The sequence below is a fragment of the Enterococcus sp. DIV1937 genome, from assembly GCF_050535975.1.
Taxonomy (GTDB): Bacteria; Bacillota; Bacilli; order Lactobacillales; family Enterococcaceae; genus Enterococcus; species Enterococcus faecalis.
Genome location: NZ_CP172909.1, coordinates 1,304,014 through 1,317,575, shown reverse-complemented (window position 1 = coordinate 1,317,575; position 13,562 = coordinate 1,304,014). Strand labels below are relative to the sequence as shown.

At 38.2% G+C, this 13,562-nt stretch carries 13 protein-coding genes; 2 read left to right on the top strand and 11 right to left on the bottom strand.

Translation table 11 applies throughout. From position 1 onward, the window contains the following. Window positions 1-6: 6 nt before the first annotated feature. Window positions 7-867, bottom strand: a complete 861-nt coding sequence (locus IGL13_RS06390; protein WP_002357562.1) for a glucosaminidase domain-containing protein — start codon at window positions 865-867, stop codon at window positions 7-9. A gap of 354 nt (window positions 868-1,221) precedes the next feature. On the opposite strand from IGL13_RS06390, the gene IGL13_RS06385 reads away from it, so the two are divergent. After that, window positions 1,222-2,427: an MFS transporter gene (locus IGL13_RS06385; protein ID WP_002401500.1), complete on the top strand. Its 1,206-nt coding sequence runs from the start codon at window positions 1,222-1,224 to the stop codon at window positions 2,425-2,427. 36 nt (window positions 2,428-2,463) lie between these two features. Here the strand turns inward: IGL13_RS06385 and tkt are convergent, their stop codons facing one another. Together tkt and IGL13_RS06375 are read right to left on the bottom strand one after the other, a co-directional pair. Then, complete coding sequence (gene tkt, locus IGL13_RS06380; RefSeq protein WP_002378279.1) at window positions 2,464-4,458, bottom strand: transketolase; 1,995 nt, start codon at window positions 4,456-4,458, stop codon at window positions 2,464-2,466. 71 nt (window positions 4,459-4,529) lie between these two features. Continuing rightward, on the bottom strand, window positions 4,530-4,772 hold the full coding sequence (locus tag IGL13_RS06375; protein WP_002384502.1) for a DUF896 family protein: 243 nt from the start codon (window positions 4,770-4,772) through the stop codon (window positions 4,530-4,532). Between the two features lie 150 nt (window positions 4,773-4,922). Between IGL13_RS06375 and lexA the strand changes: the two genes are divergently transcribed. Continuing rightward, window positions 4,923-5,543 (top strand): transcriptional repressor LexA, encoded by a 621-nt coding sequence (gene lexA / locus IGL13_RS06370; protein WP_002357566.1) that lies wholly within the window; start codon window positions 4,923-4,925, stop codon window positions 5,541-5,543. 13 nt (window positions 5,544-5,556) lie between these two features. Here the strand turns inward: lexA and queG are convergent, their stop codons facing one another. The 8 genes from queG to IGL13_RS06330 all read right to left on the bottom strand — a co-directional run bounded on the left by queG (window position 5,557) and on the right by IGL13_RS06330 (window position 13,409). Continuing rightward, the gene (gene queG, locus IGL13_RS06365) at window positions 5,557-6,726 is read right to left on the bottom strand and encodes a tRNA epoxyqueuosine(34) reductase QueG (RefSeq protein ID WP_002366694.1); all 1,170 of its coding nucleotides are present in this window, start codon (window positions 6,724-6,726) and stop codon (window positions 5,557-5,559) included. Window positions 6,727-6,749: 23 nt separating this feature from the next. After that, complete coding sequence (gene dfr / locus IGL13_RS06360; protein WP_002357568.1) at window positions 6,750-7,244, bottom strand: trimethoprim-sensitive dihydrofolate reductase; 495 nt, start codon at window positions 7,242-7,244, stop codon at window positions 6,750-6,752. A gap of 17 nt (window positions 7,245-7,261) precedes the next feature. Beyond that, the gene (locus tag IGL13_RS06355) at window positions 7,262-8,209 is read right to left on the bottom strand and encodes a thymidylate synthase (RefSeq protein ID WP_002378281.1); all 948 of its coding nucleotides are present in this window, start codon (window positions 8,207-8,209) and stop codon (window positions 7,262-7,264) included. 17 nt (window positions 8,210-8,226) lie between these two features. After that, a complete protein-coding gene (locus IGL13_RS06350) occupies window positions 8,227-10,116 on the bottom strand; it encodes an ABC-F family ATP-binding cassette domain-containing protein (RefSeq protein ID WP_002378282.1) in 1,890 nt (629 codons plus the stop codon). A 110-nt stretch (window positions 10,117-10,226) separates the two neighbouring features. Continuing rightward, window positions 10,227-12,281, bottom strand: coding sequence for a cation:proton antiporter (locus IGL13_RS06345; RefSeq protein ID WP_194180163.1), 2,055 nt, complete (start codon window positions 12,279-12,281; stop codon window positions 10,227-10,229). A gap of 35 nt (window positions 12,282-12,316) precedes the next feature. After that, window positions 12,317-12,649: an ACP phosphodiesterase gene (locus IGL13_RS06340; protein ID WP_002357572.1), complete on the bottom strand. Its 333-nt coding sequence runs from the start codon at window positions 12,647-12,649 to the stop codon at window positions 12,317-12,319. Window positions 12,650-12,726: 77 nt separating this feature from the next. Further along, window positions 12,727-13,203, bottom strand: coding sequence for a hypothetical protein (locus IGL13_RS06335; protein WP_002357573.1), 477 nt, complete (start codon window positions 13,201-13,203; stop codon window positions 12,727-12,729). Between the two features lie 11 nt (window positions 13,204-13,214). Then, window positions 13,215-13,409 (bottom strand): hypothetical protein, encoded by a 195-nt coding sequence (locus IGL13_RS06330; protein ID WP_002357574.1) that lies wholly within the window; start codon window positions 13,407-13,409, stop codon window positions 13,215-13,217. Window positions 13,410-13,562: the final 153 nt, after the last annotated feature.

The window sequence follows — 13,562 nt, the reverse complement described above, 5'->3', positions numbered from 1 at the left end:
GCAAAATTAACCGATTTGGATGGTTTGACCCACCGATAAAACAGAATCCAATGTTAATCCATTTAGTGACATTAAATTATCAACTGTCGTTCCAAAACGTGCAGCAATGTCCCACAATGTGTCGCCGTTTGCGACAGTGTAACTTTGACTAGCTACAGTTTCTGCTGTTGCTGTTGCAGAAGCCGCTGTATCGATTGTTGTATCAACGGTTCCCGTTGTATCTGAATAACTAGTGGTTTGAGCGACTGGTGCTCCCCAATCATATTGAGTTAAATTATATGCTTCAATTAACCAATTCAATTTTTCGGCATAGCCTGGATCAGTTGCATAACTTCCAGCTAAAGCGGCTGTTGCATCGCGATAACTGCTAGTATTACTCTTCCAAACGCCTGAATAATGGTATGTATCCCCAAAAGCAGTGGAACGAATAACATTGGCATGATCTTGGAACGATTCCGCATAAGAATTATAACTTCTAAATGCTGCTGTGACGGTCACCCATTGTCCGTCTAAATATTCTTTTGTTGGCATATAAACAGATTGTCCATTATAACTTCCTTTTACACCAAACAAGTTATAGTTCGGTGCAGATGCTAACCCAGAACTACCATAACTACTTTCTAGCAACGCTTGAGCAATCATGACGGAAGCATACATATCATTGCTATTGGCAACGGCTGCTGCTGAATTTCCGATTTCATTAATAAATGCTTGCTGGCTTGATTCTGCTTGGGCAGGTACCGCAGCACCAACCACAGGTGCTAAAATCATTGAAGTCCCCGCAACGGCGGTAGCACGTTTATAAGCTTTTTGCTTTTTAAGAGCTTTTTGAATATGTTTACTACTTCTTGTTAACTGTTCGCTCATTCATTTTTCCTCCTCACTGTCTCACTTTTCTATTTTACCGTTAATTTCCTATTGAAACAAGAAATAAACGTATTAAATTTTGAGTTTTAAAATTTCTGTAATGTAATTGAAATCTTGTTTGTATTTAATTAACCCTCTTCACACTTGTGAAAACAACCACTTCTTCTTTTCAATTTGATGAGATTTTTGTTATTTATCCTCTTACTTTTCTTTATTTATTGTGATAAAATTTTTAATGGACTTGTCACTTTTTGAACAAACTTTATAAGAGAAGTCTGTTTTTGTAATCAAAACAACTATTGCCGAGTAGTTGTTGTATTACAAAATGAATTACATAGAAATGTAGGTGGTTAGATGAAGAAACAACAATCGGGTTTAACAAATCAAGTGACGTTTTTATTAGCGTTAACTTGCGGGGTCGTGGTCGCCAATATGTATTATATTCAACCAATTGGCACCCAAATTGCTCAGGCCTTTCAAGTCAGTATTGGTTCTATTGGTTTTGTTACTATGCTGACCCAATTAGGCTATGCGCTAGGCTTACTTTTTCTTGTTCCATTAGGCGATGTCGTTGATCGTCGCAAATTAATCATTCGAGTAGCCGCGCTCTCCTCGCTGTCTCTAAGTGCTGCGTTTTTTGCACCAAGTTTTCTCCTTTTTGCACTCTCTTCTTTTTTTATCGGGCTGCTCTCTATTGTCGCCCAAATTATTATTCCTTATGCTGCGGTCATGGCGGGACCAGCGAACCGTGGTAAAGTAACAGGTCGAATGCTGGGCGGACTATTGACAGGAATTTTATTGTCTCGAACGATCTCGGGTTTCATTGCTAGTGCAGCTTCTTGGCGAACAGTCTACCTAATCGCCGTAATATTCGTGTTAGCATTGGTCGTTCTACTTCAATTAAAATTGCCCAAAACAGTGATACATACTCAAACTTCAAATCGATTAACTTATTTAGGTTCTTTGAAAAGTCTTCCTAAGCTAATCAAAGCGCAACCTTTGTTAAGAGAAGCAACTGTCAATGGCTTTTTTATGTTTGCAACCTTTTCAATCTTTTGGTCTACATTAATTTTCTTTGTTAGTAGTCCAGCTTATTATTGGGGACCGAAAGAAGTCGGTATTTTAGCAATTTTTGGTTTATCGGGAGCATTCGTAGCACCCATCATTGGTCGTCTATCCGATTATTATCCAGAGCGGAAGATTGTTTTGATTGGCCTGTTGATGCAGTTCGGTAGTTTTATCTTACTTTTTCTAGGTGGAACACATGTGGTCTTACTAATCTTAGCAATTATTGTTTTAGATATCGGTACTCAATTTGGGCAAGTAGCCAATCAAACACGCGTCCAAAATTTGGGAGAAGAAGCCAGCAATCGTAACAATACCGTCTTTATGTTTTTCTATTTCATCGGCGGTTCACTGGGTTCATTGATTGGTACATTAATGTGGCAAAACTATGGTTGGTCTGGTGTTACTTTAACTGGTATTGGGTTCCAATTGTTCGCATTATTTTTTCACTTTATGCTCTTTGCTCCCAAAAAGAAATGGAGCAAAAAAACCTGAATGCTATCACAAGCATTCAGGTTTTTTAATGTTTATTTATAGTGATTTATAGGTATTAACCACATTTTCAGGAGTAAAGCCGAATTTTTCAAGAACTAGACCGCCAGGTGCAGAAGCGCCGAAGTGATCAATTGTAATTGTTTTGCCTTCCGTTCCTACATAGCGTTCCCAACCAAAGCTTGCTGCAGCTTCAATTGCCACACGTTTTGTCACAGCTTTAGGTAACACACTTTCTTTATATTCAGCAGATTGTTTTTCAAACAAATCAAAACTTGGCATTGACACGACAGATACATCGATGCCTTCTTCCGCTAATTTAGCTTGTGCTTCCACTGCTAGATTTACTTCAGAACCAGTCGCAATTAAAATCCCTGTTGGTTGTTCACCTTTTTGTGGTGACAATACATAAGCACCTTTTTGAACAGAATCAGAAGCGTGTTCTAACGTTCCTTCTAAAACAGGTAAGTTTTGACGACTTAGAACTAAAATAGTTGGTGTTTCCGTAGAAGTCATAGCAATTTTCCAAGCAGCAACAGTTTCATTGCCGTCTGCTGGACGAATCACATGAACATTTGGAATGCAACGAACACTTGCTAATTGCTCAATTGGTTCGTGTGTTGGCCCATCTTCACCCACCGCAACAGAGTCATGCGTTAAGACGTAAGTTACAGGAACTTTTTGTAAAGCGGCTAAACGGATTGCTGGACGTAAGTAGTCAGTAAAGACGAAGAATGTCCCGCCATAAACATGACTACCACCGTGTAATTGAATCCCGTTCATTGCTGCAGCCATTGCAAATTCGCGAACACCAAACCAAATATTACGGCCTTCGTATTGACCAGGTTCGAAATCTTTTTCTGCAGCAACCATTGTATTATTTGAGGCTGATAAATCAGCTGAACCGCCCCAGAAACTTGGAACAACTTTTGAAATAGCTTGAATCGTTTCTTTACTTGTTACACGACTTGCGGCACTTGTTCCTAGTTCATATTTAGGTAATTCTTGTTCCCAACCTTCAGGTAATTGGTTGGCAAAAGCTTCTTTAAATTGTTTGGCTAATTCTGGATGCGCATGTTCATAGTTCTTAAACATCTCATTCCAAGTCTCTTCAGCTTTTTGGCCTTCGTCAATCATCGTTTCTTTAAAACGAGCAGCGACTTCCTCTGGCACAGTAAAGTCAGGATATTCCCAACCATAAACAGCTTTAGCCGCTGTAATGCCCTCTTCACCAATTGGCGCGCCGTGAACGGAAGAAGTTCCTTCTTTTGGTGCTCCGTAACCAATGACTGTTTTAACTTCAATCAATGTTGGTTTATCTGTTTCAGCTTTAGCCGCTTCAATCGCAGCCTCTATTTCATCTAAATCATTGCCATCTTTAACTAAAATATGTTGCCATCCGTATGCTTCATAACGAGCCCCAACATTTTCAGTAAAGGCTTTAGAAGTTGGTCCATCTAATGAGATGTCATTTGAATCGTACAAGACAATTAATTTACCTAATTTCATATGACCAGCCATTGAACTTGCTTCTTGGGAAACACCTTCCATTAAATCGCCGTCACCACAAATTGCGTACGTATAATGATCCATAATAGGGAAACTATCACGATTATAAGTTGCAGCTAAATGCGCTTCAGCCATTGCCATACCAACAGCCATAGCAATCCCTTGTCCTAGAGGTCCCGTTGTTGCTTCAACACCATCTGTGTGGTGCACTTCTGGATGCCCTGGTGTTTTACTATCCCATTGACGGAAATTTTTCAAATCGTCAATTGTTACGTTGTATCCTGATAGATGTAATAAGCTGTACAACATTGCAGAGCCGTGGCCTGCTGAAAGTACAAAACGATCACGATCAACCCAGTTTCTAGAAGTTGTTGGGTTCACCTTTAAATGTTTTGTCCAAAGTGCATACGCCATTGGGGCAGCACCCATTGGTAAACCAGGATGTCCTGAGTTCGCTTTTTGTACGGCTTCAATACTTAATGTCCGGATTGTATTAACGCCCAATTGATCTGTCTTGTCAAACAAAAAAATCATCTCCTAATTTAGGTTTTTTTTACCTTTATTCATAGTGTAGCTTATTTCGACAATGAAAGCAATTACTTTCTGTTGTGAAGTCCTTTTTCACGTTGAATTTGTTTTAGTTTTTCAGGAGTCACATCGGTCCCTTCTTGATCCACGACCTTCATTCCTTCGATATGGTGACGCATCCCTCCACGAAATGCTTCTAAATACTCTTTACGTAATTCTTGTTGTTCGACTTTTTCTTTCGCACTAAGTTCTTCCACTTTTGCTTTATTCGCTAATTCATTTATACGGGCAATTTTTTCTTTCGATAACATCAAAATCCCTCCTTACTCTCACTGTCTATATTATAAGAACTGCCTTAAAAAAACAACTATATTCTGATATTTATAAAACACGAACGCTTGTTTGATTTCGTTCGCATTTTATGGTACACTAATTTTATCAATTGAAAGAAGGTGCGGGTTTTGGCGAAACGTACAGAAACAAGACAATTAGAAGTACTTAAATATATATACGAACAAGTCGAATTAAAGGGTTATCCGCCAACCGTTCGCGAAATTGGGAAGGCTGTTGATTTATCCTCAACTTCTACCGTTCACGGACATTTAGCTCGTCTTGAAAAAAAGGGTCTAATCTTACGTGACCCAACAAAACCGCGAGCAATCGAATTAACACCAGAAGGCTTGGAAAAGATCGGAATTCAGCCGACAACTATTCCGATGTTAGGTGTCGTAACTGCTGGTGAACCAATTTTAGCGGTGGAAGAAGCATCAGATTTCTTCCCGTTACCTCCTGATTTACGTACAGAAGAAAATGCTTTATTTATGTTGACGATTCGAGGAGAAAGTATGATTAACGCAGGTATTCTAGATGGCGACCAAGTGATTGTTCGTAAGCAATCGAATGCCAATAATGGCGACATCGTAATCGCAATGACCGATGAAGATGAAGCAACCTGTAAACGATTCTTCCGAGAAGTAGATCATATCCGCTTGCAGCCTGAAAATGATGCATTAGCGCCTATTCTTTTAGATAACGTTACAATTTTAGGTAAAGTTGTTGGTTTATATCGCAATCATATTTAATAAAAAAAGGAAGTCACTCCGTTGAGCGGCTTCCTTTTTTGCTTGTTAACAAGTGAATAGCCTTTTGAGCTTCCTCGATAACCTCTTCTTCAGTTTCTACAGAAAGTAGATAATTTAAAGCTTCTAAACTTTGCTCAGGTTCTCTTTTTGCGAGCTGACCTAACGACCAAGCAGCTGTTCCGCGAATGACAGGACGCTGATCATTTAAACAGAGAATAATTTGTGGGATAGCTTCACGGCCGCCCAAATTCGCTAACGCAATCAAGGCATTCCGTTGCAATGGTTTTTTACCACGCCAAGAGCCTGCTAAGTGTCCGAATTGCTGTTTAAACTCTTTATTGGAAATAGTTAATAACGGTGCCAATTTGGGATAAACTTCTTCAATCTTTGGCTCCATCTCTTCATGAAAATGAAAATCTTTTCCTTTATTATAAGGGCAAACCAGCTGACAAATGTCGCAACCATAAATGACGTTACGCATTTTTTTTCGATACTCTTCAGGCATCATGCCTTTTGTTTGCGTTTGATAAGACAAACATTTTTGAGCATTCATTCGACCGTCCCCTAACAAAGCCCCTGTAGGACACCCTGTGATACAACGAGTACAATCACCGCAACCGTTTGGAACAGGTTCATCTGGCTCAAATTGAATGTTGGTGGTCACCTCACCTAAATATACAAAGGAACCAAATTCTTCGGTAATCAGTAGACCATTTTTACCAATGAATCCTAAACCCGCCCGCTGAGCAACAGCGGTGTCGACATATTCGCCAGTATCCACTTGCGGCCGAAAGCGCCAGTGTTCTTTTTCTGCTTCAGTGGCAGCTTGCTCTTCAATAAAAGCAATTAATTTTTGCAACCGATCCTGCAAAATGTGATGATAATCAATTCCCCAAGAGGCTCGCGCAAATTGGCCACGCTTTTCATCTCTAGGCATTTTTTCCTGAGCTTTGGTGGGATAAGCTAAAGCAATGGAGATAATGCTTTTAGGATGCTCAAACGTTTTTTCTGGGTAAATTCGTTCTTCCACATTTTGATGTTCAAACCCCGAGTTATATCCTCGCTCTCGTTGTTCATGCAGAGAATCTTCTAATTCAATAAATGGTTCAGCATGAGTAAAGCCAATTTTATCGATGCCTAAACGTTGACTCTCTTGAATAATTTTTTCTTTCAATGTCGGCATTGCTCATGCCTCCCTTCATTTTATTATTTATCGTTTCGATGATACGTTTCATAGTCATGTGCATAGAGATTTTTCTCGTCCACGACGCCGGGAACAGTGGCAACTTTTTCCCAAACAGACCAGTCAATTTCTGGAAAGAAGGTGTCGCCTTCAAACGTTTCATGAATCATCGTCCGATATAAGACATCGCATGCGGGAATCAGTTCTTTAAAAACGACAGAACCTCCACCAATAACGGTCACACCTTCATAGTTGTCAGCATACGCAAGAATCTCCTCTACGGAATGCATAACCAAAACGCCTTCAGCTTGGTAATCCGGATTACTGGTAAGAACAATCGTTGTTCGATTTGGTAACGGACGACATCCCATACCTTCGAAAGTTGCACGTCCTAAAACCAATGTATTATGAATTGTTTTTTCCTTGAAAAATTTCAAGTCGTTGGGTAAATGCCAAGGCAATTTGCCTTCTTTACCAATCACGCCTTGTTCATCTTGGGCCCAAATGGCTGCTAACATAGCTTCTCTCTCCTTTTTTATACGGCAATCGGCGCTTTAATCGTTGGATGTGGGTCATAGCCTTCTACTTTAATATCTTCCATATCAAAATCAAAAACAGAAGCCTTGTCTGGATTCAAAACGAGCGTTGGGAAAGAACGAACTTCTCGTGATAATTGTTCTTGCATTTGCTCCACATGATTTTGATATAAGTGGGCATCTCCTAGCGTGTGTACAAACTCGCCCACTGCTAAACCTGTTTCATGTGCAATCAGATGTGTCAATAAAGCATAGCTTGCAATGTTAAAAGGAACACCTAAAAAAACATCGGCACTGCGCTGATAAAGTTGACAGCTTAATTTTCCTTCATTTACATAAAATTGAAACATAGTGTGACAAGGCGGCAACGCCATTGAAGGCACATCTTCTGGATTCCAAGCAGAAACAATTAAACGACGAGAATCAGGATTGGTTTTAATCATTTCAATCACATTAGCTAATTGATCAATAAAGCTACCGTCTTTGGTTTCCCAGTGACGCCATTGTGCACCATAAATATTCCCTAATTCACCATATTTTTCTGCAAATTCTGCATCATTTAAAATGGCGTCACAGAATTTTTGATGTTCTTCTTTGTATTGTTCTGCAAATGCTGGATCTTGTAAGACACGATGCCCAAAATCCGTCATGTCTGGTCCTTGATAATCTGCGCTTTTTACGTAACGTTCGAACGCCCATTCATCCCAAATATGATTATTTCGCTCTAACAAATAGCGAATATTCGTGTCGCCTTTTAAAAACCACAATAACTCACTTTTAATCAAGCCAAACGGTACTCGTTTGGTTGTTAGTAAGGGAAATCCTTTGGCCAAATCAAAACGCATTTGATAGCCAAATAAACTATACGTCCCAGTTCCTGTACGGTCTTCTTTAAAATGACCTTCTTCTAAAATCTTTTTTCCTAGCGCTAAGTATGCTTCTTCCATCTTATTCCCTCCGTCTCTTAATCCGCGTATTCACTCAAGTATTCCCAACGATTCATTTTTTCTTCTAACAATTGTTCCGTTGCTGTTACCGCTTCTTGTAGTTCTTGTAAACGAACAAAATCATCACCCTGATGATTCATTTCTTCAGTTAATGTTTCTAATTTCGTTTCTAATTGTGTGATGTCTTCTTCAATTGTTGCCCACTCTTTTTGTTCCATATAAGTCAGCTTTGTTTTTTCTTTCTTTTCTGTCGATGCTTCTTTTAATGGTTTATTGAGCGGTTTTTCTTTGACCTTTTCTTGTTCTTTTTGGTTCGTCAAATATTCACTCATCGTGCCATAAAATGATAGGATCTGACCATTTCCTTGAAAAACTAACAATTTATCCATTGTTTTATCCAAGAAATAACGGTCATGAGAAACCGCAATTACCGCTCCTTTGAACGTTTGAATATAATCTTCTAAAATGGTCAACGTATCAATGTCCAAATCGTTGGTTGGCTCATCCAATAATAACACGTTAGGCTGACTAATTAATAATTTTAAGAGATATAACCGGCGTTTTTCTCCACCAGACAGTTTGCCAATCAGTGTGCCATGCATAAAACGAGGAAATAAAAAGCGCTCTAACATTTCAGCGACCCCAACGCTGCTTCCATCACTGCGTTTCACTTCTTCTGCTGCTTCTTGCAAATAAGCAATCATCCGTTGATTAGGATCCATTTCTTCGTTTTGCTGGGTATAATAGCCAATTCGGACGGTTTCACCGATACTATATAGGCCACTCTCTAAAGGAATGCGTCCAGCTAAAATATTTAATAACGTGGATTTGCCTGCACCATTTTTACCAGTAATGCCAATTCGATCGTTTGCTTGAATGAGTAAATTAAAGTCTTTCAAAAGCTGTTTATGATCAATGGCATAATTTCCTTCCTTGATTTCCAGAACTTTTTTCCCTAAACGCTGCGTGGCAAAGTCTGCTTCTAAGGTGCCATTGGTTTGTACCTGATGCAAGTTTTCTTTTAAATCCTGAAACCGATCAATTCTTGCTTGCTGTTTCGTTCCTCGTGCTTGAACGCCTGCTCGCATCCACGCAAGTTCTTGTTTGAAGAGGCGTTTTCTTTTTTCTTCTTGTTCTACAGCGACACGTTCACGTTCGGCTTTTTCCATCACATACGTTTCATAGTTTCCTTTGTATTCATACAGTTTTCCAAAAGAAAGTTCGAAAATCCGATTGGTTACTCGATCTAAAAAGTAGCGGTCATGGGTCACCATTAAAACCGCACCACGATAGTTATTTAAAAAGTTTTCCAGCCATTCAATCGTTTCATAATCCAGATGGTTCGTTGGTTCATCCAATAACAGTAAATCAGGCGCTTCAATTAAGACTTGCGCCAAGCTTACTCGTTTTAACTGCCCACCAGAAAGCTCACCTATTTTCTTTTCCAATGTGGGAATACCTAATTTTTGTAAAATAATTTTTGCATTGGTATCTGCTGTCCAAGCATCTTGTTTATTCATGGCTTCTTCTGCTTGCGTGTAACGTCTTTGAACCCCTTCGTCTAAACCATTCTCACTTAAAGCAGCTAACGCTAATTCATAATTTTTGACTGCTTTTATGATCGGGCTGTCTCCCTGAAACACGGCTTCTGCAATCGTAATATTCTCGTCAAATGTTTGATTCTGGGAAAGGTACCCAATTTGATAATCACTTGGCTGCTGAATCGCAGCAAGATCACCATCACCGCTATCTACGCCAGCAATAATATTTAATAAACTGGTTTTCCCTGTGCCGTTAATCCCAATTAAACCAATGCGATCTTTTTCATGAATCAAAAAAGAAAGATGATCAAATAGTGTTTTTTCCCCATATGTTTTGGTTAAATCTGTTACTTTTAATTCTTTCACCGACACTACCAACTCCTTCTATTTTGGTCTTGCTTATTGTATCAAAAATTGGATTATAAAAAAAGTGCATGAGATAAAAATCGTCTTGGTTTCATCTCATACACTATTACTTATTCTTTATTAAAATTTTTAACAAATCGTTTCAGCGGAACATTATTCACTTCGCCGCTAATCGAATAACTCTCTAATAAATTGACATTTTTTCGTAACTCGTTCGCTTCGATAATTGAAATGCGTTCAGATTGTTCGTAATGATCAATCATCCGTCGTTCTTCTTGGAAGCCTAATAATAGGTCTTTGACATAGTCTGTCTCCGTATGAACAATATATGAATCAATAAATTCGCCTTTTTCAAACTTATGGGCTAAATCCAAGCGTCCGTCAATGAAGAAATCAATTAAATCATCATCATAGACACCGCGCAAATTATCTAAACTCTTCAGAATAACTTGAGAATTTCTTAGAAAAACTTGGCGAATATTTTCTAGTTCTTCATTTCGTAATTCTTTTTCTTCTTCAGAAGCTTCACCACGATTGAAAAATAACTTAGGATGTAAAAGAATCGAAATGATTTGTCGAGCAAATAATAACCAAAAGCCTACAATCGATAATAATTGTTTGGCAATCGACCGTTGCATCCGTGTAATTAATCGTTGATACATACGATAACTTCTGACACTAATTTCTCCTTGTTTCAGACTTTCTTCTAAGCCGTCCCGTTCAATGGACACAATTAACGTCCGCAACTCTTGCACTTCTTGTTTTCGTTCCGCACTTAGCTGCTCGGTATACAATTCTTTTAAACGATCTTGATAATTTTCAATGACCGCATTCATTTCACCACGAGGATTCTCTTCATTTTGCTGTTTTAAGACATCAATGACATCACGTAATAAATCAATTTCGACTGACTCTTCATTTTCCACTTCCGTCTCTGAATCAGTTAAAAATGGTAAAACTAGAATCCCGCCAATCAGAGTCACCAAAATAACACAAGCCGTAATGAATAGTAATAACGGTCGTTCTTTAAAATGCTCGCCGTTAATCGCTGTTGGCAAAATAAAGATGGTGGCTAAACTCACTGTTCCTTTAACACCGCCAAAAGTTAAAATCAGCATTTCATTCATTGCGTTTTTAACTTTCTTAAGGCCATGTTGAAGCGTGTAAACACTGAAAATGGCTAAGAAACGAATCAAAAAGACAACGGCGCTAATAATTAGAACAACCATTAGTAGGAACCAGTTTGAATATTGTTGGTCAATCCAAATTGGCGAAAACACTTGAGAAAGTTCAATTCCTAAGAATAAGAAAACTAAGGCATTTAAAGTGAACTCAATCATACTCCAAATACTTTCGCCAACATTTGACAGCTCTGCTTCAAAAAGCGAAACTTTTTTCAAACTAGATGCTTGCATAATTCCAGCAATCACAGCAGCAATAATTCCAGAAACGCCAATCAACTCTGAAATTAAATAAGCAATAAATGGCAAGAGTAATTCAATCAACAAGTAGCCTGTAACATCTTTTGCCACTGCGGTTTCAAGCAAATGAACAATTTGCTGTTTTAATAAAACTAACACGATTCCGACTACCGCTCCACCAATACTGGAAATAACCAAGGTCCCTGCCGCTTCCACCGGCGAAAATGACCCCGTTAATAAAGCCGCTAACGCAAATTGAAAGGCTGTAACGCCTGATGCATCATTAATGAGCCCTTCACCAGATAAAATGTTCATCGAACGTTCAGGAATGTCAATTCGTCCTGATAACGAACCTACCGCCACCGCATCCGTTGGTCCTAGAGCCGCTCCAAAAGCGAAGCAAGCGGCTAATGGTAAAGTAGGCAAAATCATATGCAGGGTCCATCCGACTCCGACTAAGGTAATTAACACACCAAAAAAGGCCAAGAAAAGAATCATCCCGAAATTTTTCATCATTGCTTTCAGATTGATTAGCTCCCCTTCTCTAAATAAAAGCGGTGCAATAATCATTACTAAAAACACTTCAGGCTCAAATTCAATTTCCTGCCCCATTTTAGTTAAACCAATTAGAATGCCTACAATAATTTGCACAATTGGCAGCGGAATGACGGGAACAATCCGGTTGAATATGTTTGAGAAGGTAATAGACAGTGCAAAAACAATGATTAGAAAGGTAAATTCCATCCTATCATTCCCTTCTATATTAAATTTTTATTGACTTACCGATCAAAACATTTAAGTAATTTTTTCTTTTTAAGAATAATTTTCTTTTCAACTTCTTCTAACTCAGAACTGCGTTCGCAAAGTTCCAATTGAGCGCGTCGTGCTTCTAAACGAAGAAGTTCTCCTTTAATTAATTCAATTTTTTTGTAGCGTAAGAAATTTTTCTTTTGCATACGTTCTGCAAAGTGTTGTCGTTTTTCTTCAGGGATTGCTTGATATTTCTTTTTCAAGTCAGCGACACACTTTTCAAATTCTTCACTCACCGAAACAACTTCCTTCCAAAATTTAATCTGACTAATTATAACAAATTTTACCAAAAGTACAAGCAAAATTGCTTTCTTTTTTTCAAAAGAAATTCAGACAAAACTTAACGCGGGAAAAGCTGATTTCTAGGAGCTGAACATGGTTAATCTTCATTAACAATAATATCAATTTCTGCCTCTTCATTCATCCGTGTTGAAAGAAAAAGAACCATTTCTTCTAGTGGCGCAGAAAAGCGTAAAACCACCCCTCTTCTGCCTTTTTTTAAATACCCTAAACGAATACCGTTCGACTTTTGAACAAGGACAATCTTTTCGATATCTTTAAAGGCCGTGCCCCGATTGTCAAAAGGATGCGTAATAATACAGTCCTCCGCAAAACCTCTTGCATCGTAAAGAAAACTGAAGATAATCAAAATATATAACACACTTCGAATCATTTCAATTTTATCTCCTGCCGAAAATGCATTGGCCAGAATCATTAAACTAAAAAAAGCAACTAAATATTTTGTTGTAGGATGTTTTGCAGCCGGAATTACAATACTTTTACGTACGAAGTAAAAGTAACCATACATAACGACGACAAATAAAAATAGCAATAACGTAAATCCATCGATAATCACAAACGACTCCTTTATTTCTTTTTCTTTTGAATATCTGTTAATATATCATTTATTTCTTTAATTTCTTTTTTTGATTCGTTAATCTTTTTGATAACCGCCTCACGGTTTTTTCCAGGCGGTAAGTCAATTGATTCTTGGTAGTAGTTTGCTAAAGCTTGAACTTTTTTCATTTTTTCGCTTTGCAACAAGGCTATATTTCTTTTCATTTAACCGCCTCCTCTTCCTTAGTATACATTACTTTGTAAGGAATTGCTTAATTTGCAAGATATTTTCTAATAAAAAGGAGTAATTTTACATTTTCTTATAAACAAAAAGTATTCGGCTGAGTAACAGCAGCGAACGATAAAATAATAGAATAA